The sequence below is a fragment of the Pseudoclavibacter sp. RFBJ3 genome (genome assembly GCF_002931375.1).
Taxonomy (GTDB): domain Bacteria; phylum Actinomycetota; class Actinomycetes; order Actinomycetales; family Microbacteriaceae; genus Pseudoclavibacter.
Genome location: NZ_PSXZ01000001.1, coordinates 45,069 through 60,202, shown reverse-complemented (window position 1 = coordinate 60,202; position 15,134 = coordinate 45,069). Strand labels below are relative to the sequence as shown.

General features: G+C 68.3%; 15 protein-coding genes. 3 read left to right on the top strand and 12 right to left on the bottom strand.

The features are described 5' to 3' along the window. Positions 1–47: 47 nt before the first annotated feature. From C5E07_RS00300 to C5E07_RS00280, 5 genes are all read right to left on the bottom strand, one after another. The gene (locus tag C5E07_RS00300) at positions 48–887 is read right to left on the bottom strand and encodes a DNA-3-methyladenine glycosylase (RefSeq protein WP_104298249.1); all 840 of its coding nucleotides are present in this window, start codon (positions 885–887) and stop codon (positions 48–50) included. Positions 888–1,224: 337 nt separating this feature from the next. Beyond that, the gene (locus tag C5E07_RS00295; RefSeq protein ID WP_104297982.1) at positions 1,225–1,977 is read right to left on the bottom strand and encodes an ABC transporter permease; all 753 of its coding nucleotides are present in this window, start codon (positions 1,975–1,977) and stop codon (positions 1,225–1,227) included. A gap of 5 nt (positions 1,978–1,982) precedes the next feature. Then, positions 1,983–2,948 (bottom strand): ABC transporter ATP-binding protein, encoded by a 966-nt coding sequence (locus C5E07_RS00290; RefSeq protein WP_104297981.1) that lies wholly within the window; start codon positions 2,946–2,948, stop codon positions 1,983–1,985. A 1-nt stretch (position 2,949) separates the two neighbouring features. After that, the gene (locus tag C5E07_RS00285) at positions 2,950–3,255 is read right to left on the bottom strand and encodes a transcriptional regulator (protein WP_104239989.1); all 306 of its coding nucleotides are present in this window, start codon (positions 3,253–3,255) and stop codon (positions 2,950–2,952) included. Continuing rightward, the gene (locus C5E07_RS00280; protein ID WP_104297980.1) at positions 3,252–3,956 is read right to left on the bottom strand and encodes a hypothetical protein; all 705 of its coding nucleotides are present in this window, start codon (positions 3,954–3,956) and stop codon (positions 3,252–3,254) included. Before C5E07_RS00280 ends, C5E07_RS00285 begins: the two co-directional genes overlap by 4 nt. Before the next feature lie 66 nt (positions 3,957–4,022). Here C5E07_RS00280 and C5E07_RS00275 point away from each other — a divergent pair, with 66 nt between their 5' ends. Beyond that, positions 4,023–4,859 (top strand): exodeoxyribonuclease III, encoded by an 837-nt coding sequence (locus tag C5E07_RS00275; RefSeq protein ID WP_104297979.1) that lies wholly within the window; start codon positions 4,023–4,025, stop codon positions 4,857–4,859. 24 nt (positions 4,860–4,883) lie between these two features. Here C5E07_RS00275 and C5E07_RS00270 read toward each other — a convergent pair whose 3' ends face one another. The 3 genes from C5E07_RS00270 to C5E07_RS00260 all read right to left on the bottom strand — a co-directional run bounded on the left by C5E07_RS00270 (position 4,884) and on the right by C5E07_RS00260 (position 8,047). Then, on the bottom strand, positions 4,884–5,813 hold the full coding sequence (locus C5E07_RS00270) for a carbohydrate ABC transporter permease (protein WP_104239986.1): 930 nt from the start codon (positions 5,811–5,813) through the stop codon (positions 4,884–4,886). Continuing rightward, positions 5,810–6,661: a carbohydrate ABC transporter permease gene (locus C5E07_RS00265; protein WP_201297692.1), complete on the bottom strand. Its 852-nt coding sequence runs from the start codon at positions 6,659–6,661 to the stop codon at positions 5,810–5,812. The genes C5E07_RS00270 and C5E07_RS00265 overlap by 4 nt, the downstream gene beginning before the upstream one ends. A gap of 129 nt (positions 6,662–6,790) precedes the next feature. Next, positions 6,791–8,047 (bottom strand): ABC transporter substrate-binding protein, encoded by a 1,257-nt coding sequence (locus tag C5E07_RS00260; RefSeq protein ID WP_181057668.1) that lies wholly within the window; start codon positions 8,045–8,047, stop codon positions 6,791–6,793. A 225-nt stretch (positions 8,048–8,272) separates the two neighbouring features. Here C5E07_RS00260 and C5E07_RS00255 point away from each other — a divergent pair, with 225 nt between their 5' ends. Both C5E07_RS00255 and C5E07_RS00250 read left to right on the top strand, forming a co-directional pair. Further along, positions 8,273–9,508 carry a Gfo/Idh/MocA family protein gene (locus tag C5E07_RS00255; protein ID WP_104239983.1) on the top strand — a complete coding sequence of 412 codons (1,236 nt, stop codon included), beginning with the start codon at positions 8,273–8,275 and terminating at the stop codon, positions 9,506–9,508. Positions 9,509–9,594: 86 nt separating this feature from the next. Further along, positions 9,595–10,575, top strand: coding sequence for a LacI family DNA-binding transcriptional regulator (locus C5E07_RS00250; RefSeq protein ID WP_104297977.1), 981 nt, complete (start codon positions 9,595–9,597; stop codon positions 10,573–10,575). Positions 10,576–10,632: 57 nt separating this feature from the next. Here C5E07_RS00250 and C5E07_RS00245 read toward each other — a convergent pair whose 3' ends face one another. Genes C5E07_RS00245 through C5E07_RS00230 form a run of 4 tightly spaced genes read right to left on the bottom strand, consistent with a single transcriptional unit; the run spans position 10,633 to position 15,000 of the window. Next, entirely contained in the window at positions 10,633–11,352 is a 720-nt protein-coding gene (locus C5E07_RS00245) for a CoA pyrophosphatase (protein WP_104297976.1), read from the bottom strand. Positions 11,353–11,380: 28 nt separating this feature from the next. Beyond that, on the bottom strand, positions 11,381–12,181 hold the full coding sequence (locus C5E07_RS00240) for a DeoR/GlpR family DNA-binding transcription regulator (protein ID WP_104297975.1): 801 nt from the start codon (positions 12,179–12,181) through the stop codon (positions 11,381–11,383). 7 nt (positions 12,182–12,188) lie between these two features. Then, the gene (locus C5E07_RS00235; RefSeq protein WP_104298248.1) at positions 12,189–13,619 is read right to left on the bottom strand and encodes a GntP family permease; all 1,431 of its coding nucleotides are present in this window, start codon (positions 13,617–13,619) and stop codon (positions 12,189–12,191) included. Further along, complete coding sequence (locus C5E07_RS00230; protein ID WP_104297974.1) at positions 13,612–15,000, bottom strand: homoserine dehydrogenase; 1,389 nt, start codon at positions 14,998–15,000, stop codon at positions 13,612–13,614. Before C5E07_RS00230 ends, C5E07_RS00235 begins: the two co-directional genes overlap by 8 nt. Positions 15,001–15,134: the final 134 nt, after the last annotated feature.

Below are 15,134 nucleotides of genomic sequence, written 5' to 3'. Positions count from 1 at the left end.
ATCCTGAGTTCGGCCCGCGCCTGCGGCGATGCGATCGTGACGATCGTCTACTCGTCGAGCGCCCGCAGCGCGCGCAAGTGCACCCCTGCCCACGAGCGGAACGGCTTCCACGCCTCGGCGATCTCGTCGATCGAGCGATCAGCGCCGTAGCGCTCCATGACCTCCTCGCTCAGTCGACCCTCGTTGCGCGGCAGCACATCGGGGAAGTTCGCGCCGCGAATCACGACGAGCTCGGCCGAGAACGGCCCCATCCCCAGGATGCTCTGCACCTGGACGAACGCCTCGGACGACTGCAACGAGCGCAGGTAGGAGCCGGAGAGCTGGCCGTCGAGCGCGGCCTCGGCGATCGCGTGCAGGTACTCCGCCTTGCGCCCGGGCAGGGTGAGTGACGCCGCCCGCAGCGTGGCCGGAGACGGAAAGGCTCCGTCGTCGCCGAGCTGCAGCGTGAGCCGCGTCTTGATCGCCACCGCCTGGCGCATCTGCAGCCGTTGCGACAGCACCGACCACACGGCCGCCTCGTATGGCGAGAAGAAACCGCACGGCCTGAACCCGGGGAGCCGAGCCTGCGCACCCGCGATGACCTCATCGCGCGCCGCGACATCGGGCCAGCCGCGCGCATCGATGTCTATCGACAGCAGCCGACGGACTTGCTCGGTCGCGGCATCCAGATCACCCGGGCCCTCCACCACGATGCGGACGGATGGCCCGTCCTGGGTGATGACGGCATCCACTCGCTGCCAGTCGGTATCGCAGAGAAAAGTGGTCTGGATGCCCGCGGTCTCCGTCTGGGATGCGAGCCTGCCGGGGGCGAACCCCTCCCAGAAGCGCTTGCTGGTGGCGAGCGACCAGGGCCCGACGATCTCGTGAACCGTCTCGAGTCGAGTCATGTGTCCGACCTTGTCGTGGAGAGTGATGGCAGTGCCGCCGGGCTCGGTGGAGGTCAACGTGCGGCCAAAGGCTCCGTCGACGGGCGCTGGGAACGATCGCAAATATAGGGCCATCCACCTGGATCGAGACTCGGCGGCGGCCGACATCGGCCATCACCACTCGATGGGCACGCCAGCAGGGAGGGCGCCGCTGAGCCGACGCGCAGTGAGGACCACGCACCCCAGGCCACGCAGCGGATTGGTCTCCGACATGGGGGCCAGGACTAGGCCGACTTCGGCGCAGCACGCGGTGCTGCCCAGCAGAACGCTGTGCACATGCGGCCTCCCCCACGGCCCCCTAGGAGAACTTGCGGCCCTCGTCGCGCTTGTACAGGAACACGGCGAGGAAGCCGAGGACCGCAGTCCAGGCGAGGATGCCGAGCAGCGCCCACACGGGGAACTCGCTTCCGGAGACGGTCGCGATGACGAGCTCGCGGGCCTGGCGGACGGGCAGCACCTTCGACGCCGAGTCGAGCCAGTCGGGGAACAGGAAGGGCGGCAGGAACAGGCCCCCGCCGAACGCGAGCAGGAACATGAGCACCTGCGTGATCGCGATGGCGGCCTTCGGGCCGGCGGTCGTGCCGACGATCGCGCCGATGAGGGCGGAGGGAACCGCGGTGAGCACGACGGCGACGAGTCCGAGCAGCACGCGCATCGGGGTCGGGTCGGCGGCCGTGAACAGTCCGCCGACGACGAGCAGGGGGATGATGGCCAGCGTGGCCATGACCAGCGTGCTGATCACGAGACCCGCGATGCGCGCCGACGGCTTGCCGGGCAGTGTGCGCAGGTAGGGCACCCACGGCTTCGATCGCTGCTCCGCCAGGTCGAGGCCGAGGCTGAAGAGGCCGTTCGTCATGAATGCGAAGACGATCATGGACGCGGTGGCCTGCGTCGCGAACGCCGGGTCGTCGACGATGGCGCTCTGCGGCAGCACGAAGAAGCAGAACGCGAGCGTCGGGAAGACGAGCGAGCCGATCACGGCGATGGGCACGCGCGCGGTCTCGATGAGCGAGTACTTGACGTGCGTGGCGATGAGTCCTGCAGTGGACATGGTCCTCAGCTCCTGTTCTGGGCGTTCTGCGTCATGGCGAGGAACGCCTCCTCGAGCGTGGCTCCGCGAACCGTCAGGTCCGTGAAGGGTGCACCGGATGCGACGAGCGAGCGGATGAACGCGTCCGAGTCGCGGACGAGTGCCGTCACGAGCCCCGCATCCGCTGTCCGCCCGCCGGACGCCGAACCATCGACAGCTTCGGTGAGGGCGTCGGCGTCGATGGCCTGGATGCGCGCAACGTCAACGCCGCGCATCGTGACGCGCCGCCGGGAGACGCTGCCGACGACCGAGGCGAGGCTGCCGTCGGTGATGACGGTGCCGTGGTCGATGACGACGACTCGCTCGGCGAGCTGCTCGATCTCCTCCAGGTGGTGGCTCGTGACGATGACCGCGCAACCGCTGCGGTGCTTGGCACGGAGGGCATCCCAGAGGCTGCGCCTCGCATCGACGTCGAGGCCCGTGGTCGGCTCGTCGAGGAGCACGAGCTCGGGGTCGCCGACGAAGGCGAGGGCCACGGCGAGCCGACGCTGCTGCCCGCCAGAGAGCGAGCCGCACTGCTTGCCGAGCAGGGGGCCGAGGTCGAACGCATCCACCAGCCCTCCCCTCGCCGCGGGTCTCGGGAAGTGCGCGGCGACGTAGTCGAGCACCTCCCCGACCTTGAGGGCCTCCGGCAGCGCGCTCGCCTGCGGTGTCGAGCCGACGCGGGTGCGGGTGCGCACGTCGAGCGGGTCGCCGTCGAAGAGACGGACCGTGCCGGTCGTGGGCGAGCGGAGGCCGAGCAGGAGCGACAGCAGCGTCGTCTTGCCCGCGCCGTTCGGGCCGAGGAGACCCACGCACTCCCCCGCCCGGACGTCGAGGGTGACGCCGTCGAGGGCCGCGTGCTGGCCGAAGCGCTTCACGACGTCGGTGACCTCGACGATGGATCGTGCCGGCGTGGTGGCGCGCTGTTCGCGGGTGGGCTGTGCGTCCATGTCATCCTCCGAGGAGCTTCAGGAGCGCCGTCCGGTAGCTGCGAAACGCTGCGCGTCCGGCGGGGCTGATGGTCAGATACGTGATGGGCTTGCGGCCGGCGAAGGCCTTGTCGATGACGACGTAGCCGGCGTCCTCGAGCTTCGAGAGGTGCGTCGTGAGGTTCCCGGCGGTCATGTCGAGGAGGCTGCGGAGCTTGGAGAAGGTCATCTCGTCGCCGTCGTCGAGGCTCTCGGCGAGGGTCGTCATGATGCGCAGCCGAGCAGGGGCGTGGATGATCGGGTCGAGGTCGATGCTCGTGTCGCTCATGCGGCCACCTCGCCCCGCAGCGTCGGCTCGCTCGAGATGACGCCCGTGCGCAGCAGCACGATGAACGTGATGAAGATGAGCGGACCCACGGTGCCGTAGACGAGGTAGTGCGTGGGGGCGCCGAGCGCCGTCGCGACGACCACGAGGGCGACGACTGCGGCGCCGAGCGCGAACTGCGCTCTCGACCGGGACATGGCGGCGCCCGCCATGTAGAGGACGCCGATCGTGAGGGCGAACACGCCTGGCATGAGGAGCGGCGCGAGGGCAGGATCGTCCACCTGGCGCAGGAGCGACGCCGCGAAGAACCAGGCGCCCATCATCGAGATCGACCAGGAGAAGCCGTAGAGCATGCCTGCGGTGTTGCTGCGGCCGCGCATCCCGCGGCCCATGGAGATGCCGGAGACCGCCGAGACGATGACGCCGATGACCATGAGCACCCCGAAGACGACGAATGCCGTCGTGGTCGGGATGCGCAGCACCGGGTTGCCGCCACCGTCCTCGGCGCTCCAGAGGGCGAGGAATCCGACGAGCCAGGCGAGGGCCCAGGTGGCGAGCAGGATGTAGAGCGCCCGGTCGAGGCGGGTGCGCGTGGTGCGCTGCTGCTCGCGCATGAGGGCCAGCATCTCGCTCGGGGCGAGGGCTGCCTCGTCGTCCTGCGACGGAGTGATGCCTGCGGGGGTCGAGCTTCCGTTGGTCTCCATGCAAAGTAGTTTGCGTTACAAACTGGTTTGCGTCAACCCCGATACCTGGGCGATAGCCTTGACCGCATGCGCATCGCCACCTGGAACGTCAACTCCATCCGGGCCCGCTCGGGCCGAGTCATCGACTGGATGGTGCGGGCCGACATCGATGTGCTGGCGATGCAGGAGATCAAATGCAAGCCAGAGCAGTTCCCCCGCGAGGTGTTCGAGGAAGCCGGCTACGAGCTCGAGATCCACGGCCTCAACCAGTGGAACGGCGTGGCCTTCGCGAGCCGCCTCCCCATGAGCGACCCGGAGATCACGTTCGCCGACATGCCCGGCTTCGGCAAGACGACCCCCGAGGGCACGCTTCCCCTCGAGGCCCGCGCGCTCGGCGTCACCGTCGAGGACCTCCGCCTCTGGTCGCTCTACGTGCCGAACGGGCGCGAGCTCACGCACGAGCACTACACCTACAAGCTCGCCTGGCTGAAGGCGCTCCTCGCCGACATGACCACGTGGCGGCAGGCGCACCCGGACACCCCGCTGGCGCTCATGGGCGACTTCAACATCGCGCCCCTCGACATCGACGTGTGGGACCTCGCCGCGTTCGTCGACTCGACGCACATCTCGGCCCCTGAGCGTGCCGCGTTCGAGGCGTTCCTCGAGGCCGGCTTCGTCGACACCGTGCGCTCGCGTGGCGTCGAGGGCTACACGTACTGGGACTACAAGCAGCTCCGCTTCCCCCGCAACGAGGGCATGCGCATCGACTTCATCCTCGGGAACACCGAGTTCGACGACCTCGTCGTGGACGCATCCATCGAGCGCGACGAGCGCAAGGGCGACGGCCCGAGCGACCACGTGCCCGTCGTCGTGGAGCTCGACCTCGAGACCTCCCTCGACGACGACCGCCCGATGATCTTCTAGAGCCGCCCCGGGACGGGACGCCGGCTACTTCTCGGAGCCGGCGACCATGCCCTTGATGAAGTACTTCTGCAGGAAGAGGTAGGCCACGAACACCGGCAGGACGGCGAGCAGCGACGCCGCCGCGGCGGCCGGGAGGTTGCTGCTCTGCACCGAGAAGAACGAGGCGATCGCGGGGGCGATGGTCTGCATCTCGGGCGAGGTGAGGATGTACCCGGAGATCGCGAACTCGTTCCACACGGCGACGCCGGTGAGGATCACGACGGTCGCGGTGACCGGCTTGAGCATGGGGAACACGACGAGGAAGAGGATCTGCAGTCGGTTCGCGCCGTCGATGGTGGCCGCCTCCTCCACCGATTGCGGCAGCGACCTCATGAACGCCGTGTAGAGGAAGATGCTCAGCGGCAGCTGGTGGGTGACCATGACGAGGATCGCGCCCCAGTACGTGTTGAGCGCTCCCATCTGGTTGAGCAGCGTGTAGAGCGGAACGAGGATCGACAGCGGCGGCACCATGATCAGGCCGAGGATGCCGAACGAGACGATGCTGTTGAGCGTCGAGGCGCGTCGGGCCAGCGGATACGCGGCCAGTGCTCCCAGCACGCACACGAGCACCGTCGAGACTCCGGTGACGATGACGCTGTTGCCGATGGCGCGCAGGATGTTGCCGCTCTCGACGGCGATGGCGAAGTTGCCGAAGAAGATGTCCGTCGTCGGGAACAGCCATTGGGAGGAGCGGTCGGTGCGCTCCTTGAAGGCCGTGGTGACGGCGATGAAGAACGGGAGCAGCTGCACGGCGGAGGCGACGATGAGGACGGCGCCGAGCCCGAGGGCCGTCCCCGTGGCTCGGCTCGTTCGCTTCGGGCGGCCGGTGCTGCGCGCACGTCCGCCGCTGCGAGGCGGCTTGGTCGGTGGGGCTGGATGCTCCACCTTCGATTCGGTCACGGTCGTTGCAGTCATGCGCGGTCCAGTCGTCGTCGGTTGAGCAGGGTGTTGAGCCCGAGGGTGAAGAGCACGATCACGAGGAACAGCACGATGCCCATCCCCGAGGCGTAGCCGGCGCTCTGGTTGTCGAAGTAGGCGACGCCGATGAGCGTCGAGACCGAGTTGGTCGAGTAGCCGGGGCCTCCACCGGTGAGCACGACGATGACGTCGAAGAGCTTCAGCCCGCCGATGAGGTTGAGCACGATGCTCGTCGCGAACGCCGGCTGCAGGAGGGGCAGCGTGATGTGCCAGAACTGCTTCCAGTACCCGGCACCGTCGAGGGTGGATGCCTCGTAGAGCTCGGTGGGGATCGATTGCAGCCCGGCGAGGTAGATGATCATGGAGACGCCCACGAACTGCAGCGAGTTGACGAGCACGATGATGGCGATCGCGGCGCCCGAGTCGCTGAGCCAGGCGACGCGCTCGCCGCCGAGCCCGACGACGATGTCGTTGAAGGCGCCGTTGTTGTACTGGAAGAGCAGGTAGTACATGGTGCCCATGACCACGGGCGAGACGAGCACCGGCAGGTAGATGATCGCCCTGGCCAGGTTGCGGCCGCGCACCTTCTGGTCGAGGGCGAGCGCGAGCCCGAGCCCGAGGGCCTGCTGGATGATGGTCGACCCGAAGCCGTAGATGAACGTGTTGATGAGCACGAGCCGGAACGTCTCGTCCTGGAAGAGGCGGGTGTAGTTCGCGAAGCCGACGTCGCTGCGGTCGGCGCTGTACCCGTTCCAGTTCGTGAAGGAGATGGCGGCGCCCGTCACGAGCGGGTAGATGGTGAAGACGGCGAACAGCAGGAGGGCCGGCACGTAGAGCAGGTTCATCCCTGCTCCGGCAAGAGGAGAGGACCCCCTGCTCCGCCGCGCCCTTGGTGCTCTGGCTGGCAGCTTCTGTGGCGTTCTTGCAGTGTCAAGCGAGCTCATGGGGATCTCCTCTCAGCATCCGCTCGCCGTTCAGCTCTGGCCCCAGAGGCTGGTGAAGTCGGCGTCGACCTGGGTCACGGCCTGGTCGACGCTGGACTGGCCGGTGATGATCGAGTCGGTGGTGGTCACCATCGTGTTCCACATGCCGTTGGGCAGGTAGACGCGGTCGAAGTACGGCACGAGCGGCGCTGAGCCGGAGATGACGTGGGTGTCGAACGACTCCTGCAGCGGGCCGAGGTCGGCCGAGGCGTCGGTGAGTCCGGGGAGGTTGCCGACGGATTCGGCGAGCACGGTGATGTTCTCCGGCTGCGCGAGGAACGCCAGGTAGGCCTTCGCGTCGTCGAGGTGCTCGCTCGTCTTCGAGATGCCGAAGGCGTTGAACTCTCCGCCGACCAGGTACGGGTCTTCGTCCGTGAGGGAGGGGACGGGCATGAAGCCGAGGTTGGCGTCTGGGTTGTACTGCAGGGCGTTGTTGGCTGCCTGGTTCTGGCTGAAGACGAAGGCGGTGTTGCCGTCGGCGAGCGCGCGCGACACATCGTCGGAGGTCGCCGAGGAGTAGTCGGGGTTGAAGTAGCCGGAGGTGCGCCACCCGTCGATGAGGTCGAGCGTCGTCGCGTAGGGCGCGTCGACGAAGGAACCGGCGCTGAGCTCGTCGAGCTGCTCGGGCGTGTAGGCGCCGGCGACGATCCAGTCGGCGAGGTTGCCGGCGGGGCCACCGTCCTTGCCGGACACGGCGATCGGGGCGATGCCGCTCGCGTCGACGGCCGCGGCGGCTTCGGCGAAGTCGTCCCAGGTGGAGATGGAGGCGGGGTCGACGCCGGCCGCGGTGAGCACGTCGGCGTTGTAGATGATGCCTGCGACGTCGGTGTCGATGGGGAGGGCGAAGAACTCGCCGGCGTCGTTGCGCATGGCCGAGTCGAGGGCTGGGTTGAAGTTGGCGGCCCAGGCCTCGTTCTGGAGGGGCTCGAGGAACTCGCTGTAGCGGAGGAGCGACCATCCGTGGGTGGCGAAGATGTCCGGGGCGTCGCCTGCTGCGAGCCTGACCTTCATGTCGGCCTCGTACTGCGAGCTGGGCGCGACGAGGTCGATCGTGACGCCCGGGTTGGCCTCTTCGAACGCGGCTGTCACTTCCTCGAGGGCGATCATGAGCTTGGAGTCGACGGAGGCGTTGGTCTGGAACTCGATGGTGCTGCCGGATTCGGCGGAGCCTCCACTGCAGCCGGTGAGGGCGAGGAGGAGCGTCGCTGCGACGGAGGCTGCCGCGACGGTGGTAGCGCGAGACTTCATTGTCATTCCTTCGTGTGGGCGATGGATCCGGCCGACCGCAAGGACGCGGATGGCTCCATCGCTATCTGCCGACAATTTATGCGAGTAAATATTTAACCGCAAGGGCCAATAATTCAGACACATATTGTGTTGACGCGAGTAAATAGTCATGCGATGCTCGAGGTCCGCGCCCGACTCCCCACCGTGGTGGAGCCAGGGTTTTCCTGTCACCTTGAAAGGTCACCAATGTCGCTGTCCCTGGGAATCGTCGGAGCCGGTCAGTTCGCCGGCCAGTTCGCCACCCTCTTCAAACTCCACCCCGGCGTCGACCGGATCCTCGTGACCGACGTGCTGTCCGAGCGCGCGGAGGCGCTCAACGCATCCGCCGACCTCGACGGAACCGCCGAGAGCTTCGAGGCCCTCCTCGCCGACGACTCGATCGACGCGATCGCCCTCTTCACCCAGCGCTGGACGCACGGTCCGCTGGTGCTCCGCGCGCTGCAGGCTGGCAAGCACGTGTACTCGGCTGTGCCCATGGCCATCTCGGAAGACGAGATCGCCGCCATCATCGAGGCGGTGCGCGAGACCGGCCTCACCTACATGATGGGCGAGACCAGCTACTACAACCCGGCGACGATCTACGCGCGCAACCAGCTCGCCGACGGGAAGTTCGGGCGCATCTTCTACGCCGAGGGCGACTACGTCCACGACATGGACCTGGGCTTCTACGATGCCTACGCCTACTCGGGAGGCGCCGAGTGGAAGCGCACCGCGAGCTACCCGCCCATGCTCTACCCGACCCACTCCATCGGCGGCGTCCTCGGCGCCATCCCGGGCCACGCCACCAGCGTGAGCTGCATCGGCGTGGTCGACGACCGCCAGGACGGCGTCTTCGACCGCGAGATCAGCATGTTCGACAACAACTTCTCGAACGCGACGGCGCTCTTCGAGCTCTCCGAGGGCGGGTCCATGCGGATCAACGAGATGCGTCGCGTCGGCTACCCCTCGCACATCCGCGAGAGCCGGTTCCGCTACTTCGGCACGGAGGGCAGCTTCGAGCAGCTCGCCGAGGTCGCCGTGTGGCAGGACAAGCAGGGCGTCACGGATGTCTCCGACCTGATCGCGACGGATGCGACTGCGGATGCCGACGACCCGTCGCTCGCGCACGTCGCCCCCGCGCTGCGCGACGCGTTCGTGTCCGGACACTCGAAGGTGCACGACACCTCGCGGCTCCCCGCGGAGTTCTCGGGCGTCCACAACGGGCACGAGGGCAGCCACCACTTCCTCGTCGACGACTTCGTCACCGCCGTCAACAACCGCACCCTCCCGCCCGTCAACGCCTGGGTCGCCGCGCGCTTCACGCTGCCAGGCATCGTCGCGCACCGCTCTGCCCTGGCGGGTGGAGAGCGACTCCCGATCAACGACTTCGGCGACGCACCGGCGGCGCTCGGTGCAGTGAGCGCCGACGCCGCACACGCCTGACGGAGCGAGCGATGAAGATGCGGGCGTCCGAGGATTCGGGCGCCCGCATCGACCGTAAGATCGACTCGAGTGAACGAGGAGTAGTGATGCCCGAAGGTGCACCCCGGAAGGTCACGCGCCGGGACGTTGCGCGCCACGCAGGTGTCAGCGATGCCGTCGTCACGTACACCCTCAACGGCCGCGCCCCCGTCGCGCCGGCGACCGCGGCGCGCGTGCGCGAATCGATTCGCATCCTCGGCTACACGCCGAACGCGGCGGCCCGCGCGCTGAAGATGGGGTCCTCGCGGCTCATCGGCATCATCGTGCCGGACACCACGAACCCCTTCTGGTCGGAGCTGTGCCAGCAGGTCGAGAACGTGGCGGCGCGTGAGGGCTACGCCGTGCTCGTCGTGAACTCGCGCGACGACGACAACCGGGCCATCGCACTCGCCCGGTCCCTCGCCTCCCGGCAGGTCGACGGATTCCTCGTCGCCTCCATCGTGCACCCGAACGAGGTCACCGCCTTCAACGCGCTCGGCATCCGCTGGGCCACCCTCAACAACCCCCACCCCATCGCAGGCACCATGGGTGTCGGCGTCGACCTCGATCAGGGCGCACGCGACGCCACGCGCCACCTCATCGATCACGGCTACCGCAGGATCGCCTTCGTCGGCTCGACGAAGGATGCCCGCTACGGCGGGTGGACGGCCGAGCTCGCCTCCGCCGGCCTCGAGCCCGGGCTCGTGTTCCCCGCCGACTTCGAACGCCGATCCGGGTACCTCGCCGGCCGCAACCTCGCCGCCGCGAGCGCCCAGGTCGACGCGGTCTTCATGAGCTCCGACCAGCTCGCGATCGGAGCGATGCGGGCGCTCCACGAGGCCGGCGTCGACATGCCGGGCGACGTCGCCGTCGTCTCGTTCGACGGCACGGACGACGCCGAGTACGCCTGGCCAGGGCTCACGACGCTCGCCCAGCCCATCGCCGAGCTCGCCGAGCAGGCCGTCTTCCGGCTGCTCGGCGTCGGGAGCATCCCGGACGAGCGGCCTCGGGGCGAGCTCATCATCCGGAGGTCCTGCGGCTGCGAGTGAGCCCACCGACTCGGCGGTCGCGGCCTCGCGCCACGCTGATTCGGGCGAATGGCGAGCTCAGGCGTCGGGGAGCTCGAACTCCCGCGCCTGGTCCCAGGGCTCGGTCCAGCCGAGGCGGTCGAAGATGCCGTCGAGCAGCATCGCCGTGAAGCCCCAGACGAGGTGCTCGCCCGATTCGTTCCGCACCAGGAACGCCGGCCCACGCCATTCCTCGCCGTCGCGGCGCAGCACCGTGGTGCCCCGATTCATGGGGTCCAGCAGCTCGGCGACGGGGGCACGGAACACGGCCGCCGACTCCGCCTCATCGACGACACCGACCTCGGACGCACGCCGCCACCAGGCGAGCACGGGCGTCACGAGATGCCGCGAGTAGGTGAGGGGCACGGGCTCAAGGGGGCCGAGCACGTCGATGCCATCGGCATCGAGCCCCGTCTCCTCCACCGCCTCGCGCAGCGCGGCCGCGACCGCATCCCTGTCCTCCGCGTCGACCCGGCCGCCCGGGAACGCGACCTGGCCCGGGTGCGAGCGCAGCGTCGAAGCTCGCGCGAGCAGCAGCACATCGAGGTCACGGGAGACGGCGCCGGCCTGTGCTTCGCGATCGCTGGGAAGCGAGTCGAGGACGCCGAAGAGGATGAGCACCGCAGCCGAACGGGAGACGCGCACGAGGCGCTCATCGACGGCCGACAGGTGCACGGCAGGCTCTCGCCCAGCAGCCGCGCACTCGGCGAGCTCGGTCAGCTGCGCTCGCGCCGCCTTCGTCACGGGTTCAGGATGCACGGCTTCAGCGTACGCGGCGCCCGCTGGCTCAGCCCTGCACCGCGGCGGTCACCAGCTCGACACCGATCTCGCGCACAGCCGCCGCGTCGGCCTCGGAGATGCCCTCGTCGGTGATGACGGTCGAGAACCGATCGAGCCCGCAGACGCGGTAGATCGAGTAGCTGCCGAGCTTGCTGCTCGTGGCCAGCAGCACCGCGCTGCTCGCCACCTCCATGGCGGCCAGCTTCACATCCACCTTCTCAGCGCTCGGCGTGGTGACTCCACGCTGGGCGTCCCACGAGCTGGCGCTCACGAACGCGATGTCCACCGCGAGCTGGCGCAGCACGCCTGCCGCGAGGTGCCCCACGCTGGAGCGGTTCGCGTGGTCGAGCTTGCCGCCGATGTGCACGACCTCGACGTGAGCGTCGCCGATGAGGGAGCTCACGATCGTGAAGTCGTTCGTGACCACCGTGGGCGCTGCCAGCGCCCGGATCGCGGGGAGCAACGACGAGGTCGTCGTCCCCGCATCCAGGTAGTAGACGCCGTCGTCGCGGAGCAGCTTCCCCGCGGCGAGGCCGATGGCCGCCTTCTGCGCCCGCTCCGAGCTGGCCTTCGCGTCGAAGCTGGGCTCGACCGCGACGGAGCGCGCCGAGCGCACTCCCCCTGGCACCACCGCGGCGACACCCTGGCTCACGAGCTCCCCGATGTCCCGGCGCACCGTCATGTGCGACACCCCGAGCAGCTCCGTGAGCTGATGCACGCTGAGCACCTCGTGGGCGCTCAGCAGCTCGAGGATCTTCTGACGTCGCTGGTCCGGAATCAACGGCGGCTCCTCGGTGTGGCTTCTCATGCGACCTCTAGATCAGTCCTGCGTAGTACAGCACGAGAACGATAGCGAATCCCGTCACGCCCGAGATGATCGAGGCGACGCCGATCGACCTGATCCCCTGGCCGACCGTCATATTCGACAGGGTCGTCGTCACCCAGAACCCGGACGAGTTGGCGTGCTTGAAGATCTGCGCGCCCGTGCCGCAGGCGAGGTAGACGGCGAGCGCGGACACACCGAGGTCGTCGATGAGGGGAGCCATGATCGCCGACGCGGTGAGCATCCCGAGGATGTTGGAGCCCGTGATGGTGCAGATCGCCGCCGCGACGAGGAAAGGCACGACGAGGGGCGGGATGCCGACGTCCTGGATGACCACCGACATGCGCTCGGCCACCCCGGTCTCGCGGATGAGGAGAGCGAGCGCGCCGCCGACTCCGGTCAGGGCGAGCGGCATGGCGGCCGTGCGCAGGCCGTCCTCGAACATGCCGTTGACGATCTCCTTGCGACGCCACGCGCCACCGAAGAGGGGGAGGGTCGACAGCACGCCGATCGCGAGCGCCATGATGGGCGCTCCGACGAAGCCCACGAGCTCCTGGATGAACGAACCCTCCGGAAGGGTCGGCCCCAGCAGCGAGTCGATCATGATGAGCGAGATCGGCAGGTAGATGGGGAGCAGGGCGAAGCCGAGCCGGACGGGGAGCCCCGTGAAGGGGCTGAGCGCGAGCGTGCGGCCGACGCCGCCGTTCTGAGCCGTGAGCGTCTTGGTGGTGCCGGAGCCGCCTTCGCGCTGCTCATGCTCGGCCTGCTCTGCCTTGGCGATCGACTCGATGAACTCCGCCTTCGGGGCCACGTAGATCTTGATGCGCGTCAGGTAGAACGTGGCGACCGCGATGCCGGGCAGCCCGACGAGGAGCCCGTACATGATGGACACGCCGAAGTCGAGGCCGAGGACCCCCGCCGCAGCGAGGGGGCCGGCCCCTGGCACGACCAGCGAGGTCATCACGTAGGCGCCGATGTAGAGGATCGGACCGAACTTCATCATCGACTCCTTCGACCGGTAGGCCATGGCGGAGACGATCGGGATGAGCATGATGACGGTCGTGTCGGCGATCAGGGGGATGCCGATGATGGTCGAGGCGAGGGCGATGCCCCATGGCATCTTGCGCTTCGTTCCGAGCATCTTCTCGACGGACTGCGTGATGCGCAGCGCCCCGCCGCTGATCTCGAGCGCCTTGCCGAGCACGCAGCCGAACACGATGAGGAGGCCGACGTTCGCGAGCGTGTTCCCGAACCCCTCGTTGATGAGGGAGACGGTGCCGGCACCGCCCTGCCCGAACATGAGGCTCAGCACGGCGACCACCACGAAGAGCACGAACACGGGATGCACCTTGAACCGTCCGATCATGAGCACGAGGCCCACGATCGCGAACGCGAAGGAGAGGAGGATGAAGACGTCAGACATGGCTGCCCTCCCGGACGCCGTCGCCAGCCCACGCGGCGAGGAGCTCGGCGTCATGGTCGGCGAGGTCATCGATGAGGATGAGCTCGCCGGCACGCACGTCCCGGGCGAGCGTCGCGCGCGACGCGACGTAGAGCGGGGCCACCTTCTCGGACTCGGGACCCGCCTCGAGCAGCACTGCCTGCACGCCGGTCACGTCGTGGTGGTGTCCACCCATCTCGAGGAGCGTCCCCGCGGCCAGGTCCGCTTTCGCTCGACCTGCCATGAGGATGCTCCTCGTCGGCTCCGGGCTGCCGTACGGCGCCCCGAGGTGCACGGCGAGCAGCAGCGTCATCGGCGTCTCGACGCCCATGAAGTGATACGGCAGGTAGATGCAGGCGTACTCGCCGGAGCGACTGACGACGTGGCCCTTGCCGCGCAGCACCTCCCAGGTCTGCGCGTCGTAGGTGCGCACGACGACGAAGACGCCGCCGCCGAACGATGCCTCGTCCGGGGTTCGCAGCACGGAGAACACGTCGACGACTCCGCTGCGCTCGAGGACTCCGCCGGAGGACTTCGGCGCGTAGATGTCGGCGAGCTCACTGATGCGGGCCACCGGGTAGTGCATGAGCTCGTCGTCGACGACGAAGCCGGTGTGGTTGGCGACGACCGCCATCTCGCAGTAGTCGGCCGTAGCGCCGGTGGGGAGCGCCGCGACGGCTTCGGCGCGAGCGCGCAGCGTCGCGGGGATGTCGTCGCCGAGCGTCAGGTGCTCGCCGAGCTGCGGTGCGTGGATCTGCTTGTCGAGGTGGGTGACGGTGCCGGCGGACGGGTCGAAGACGAGGTCGTACTCGCTGGACTTGCCGATGGCGACGATGTCGAGTCCGAGCGTCCGCACCCAGGAGACCAGGGCGATGAGGTTCGCGGGCTGGTCTCCGCTCGCGGGCGTGTAGACGACGCCGTTCTCGCGGGCGATCGAGGCGAGCTCGACGCCGGCGACCGAGTCGACCTCCTTCGAGACCATGGCGACCGGCCTCGACGCGCGCAGCGCATCCGCGGCCACCCGGTAGCCGAACCCCGGGTCCCCGGTTGCCTCGACGAGGATGTCGAAGGCGTCGGGAAGGAGGAGCTCGCGACTCGCGACCACAGCGGTCTTGCCGGCCGTCACGACCTCGAGCACTTCACCTGGTGTACCGCAGACGACGAGGGACTCGGCCGTAAAGCCGACCTCGAGGGCGAGCGCACGCGCACCCTCCGGGTCGAGGTCGCAGAGCACGCTGGCGTGCAGGTCCTCGATCTGCGTGGTCTGCGCGAGCAGGGTGCGAGCGAATCCGCCCTTGGCCCCGGTGAGCGCGTACTGCACGCGGGTTCCTCGATGCGCGGCGAGAAGATACTCGATGTTCATTGGTCTCCGTTTGGCGTCGTTGCCAACGACCGGCAGGTCGTCGTGCTGACATCATGTATAAAGGATTCACAGATCATGTGCAAACACTCACAGATATTCACACTGTCTCGTTCGAGTGCTGCAGCAGGAGGGAA

Excerpts from the sequence above, each read along its gene's own strand:
- C5E07_RS00280 (WP_104297980.1), bottom strand. The coding sequence starts at position 3,956 with ATGGAGACCAACGGAAGCTCGACCCCCGCAGGCATCACTCCGTCGCAG.
- C5E07_RS00285 (WP_104239989.1), bottom strand. The coding sequence starts at position 3,255 with ATGAGCGACACGAGCATCGACCTCGACCCGATCATCCACGCCCCTGCT.
- C5E07_RS00265 (WP_201297692.1), bottom strand. The coding sequence starts at position 6,661 with ATGAACCTGCTCTACGTGCCGGCCCTCCTGCTGTTCGCCGTCTTCACC.
- C5E07_RS00300 (WP_104298249.1), bottom strand. The coding sequence starts at position 887 with ATGACTCGACTCGAGACGGTTCACGAGATCGTCGGGCCCTGGTCGCTC.
- C5E07_RS00250 (WP_104297977.1), top strand. The coding sequence starts at position 9,595 with ATGCCCGAAGGTGCACCCCGGAAGGTCACGCGCCGGGACGTTGCGCGC.
- C5E07_RS00260 (WP_181057668.1), bottom strand. The coding sequence starts at position 8,047 with ATGAAGTCTCGCGCTACCACCGTCGCGGCAGCCTCCGTCGCAGCGACG.
- C5E07_RS00240 (WP_104297975.1), bottom strand. The coding sequence starts at position 12,181 with ATGAGAAGCCACACCGAGGAGCCGCCGTTGATTCCGGACCAGCGACGT.
- C5E07_RS00275 (WP_104297979.1), top strand. The coding sequence starts at position 4,023 with ATGCGCATCGCCACCTGGAACGTCAACTCCATCCGGGCCCGCTCGGGC.
- C5E07_RS00230 (WP_104297974.1), bottom strand. The coding sequence starts at position 15,000 with ATGAACATCGAGTATCTTCTCGCCGCGCATCGAGGAACCCGCGTGCAG.
- C5E07_RS00235 (WP_104298248.1), bottom strand. The coding sequence starts at position 13,619 with ATGTCTGACGTCTTCATCCTCCTCTCCTTCGCGTTCGCGATCGTGGGC.
- C5E07_RS00290 (WP_104297981.1), bottom strand. The coding sequence starts at position 2,948 with ATGGACGCACAGCCCACCCGCGAACAGCGCGCCACCACGCCGGCACGA.
- C5E07_RS00270 (WP_104239986.1), bottom strand. The coding sequence starts at position 5,813 with ATGACTGCAACGACCGTGACCGAATCGAAGGTGGAGCATCCAGCCCCA.
- C5E07_RS00295 (WP_104297982.1), bottom strand. The coding sequence starts at position 1,977 with ATGTCCACTGCAGGACTCATCGCCACGCACGTCAAGTACTCGCTCATC.
- C5E07_RS00255 (WP_104239983.1), top strand. The coding sequence starts at position 8,273 with ATGTCGCTGTCCCTGGGAATCGTCGGAGCCGGTCAGTTCGCCGGCCAG.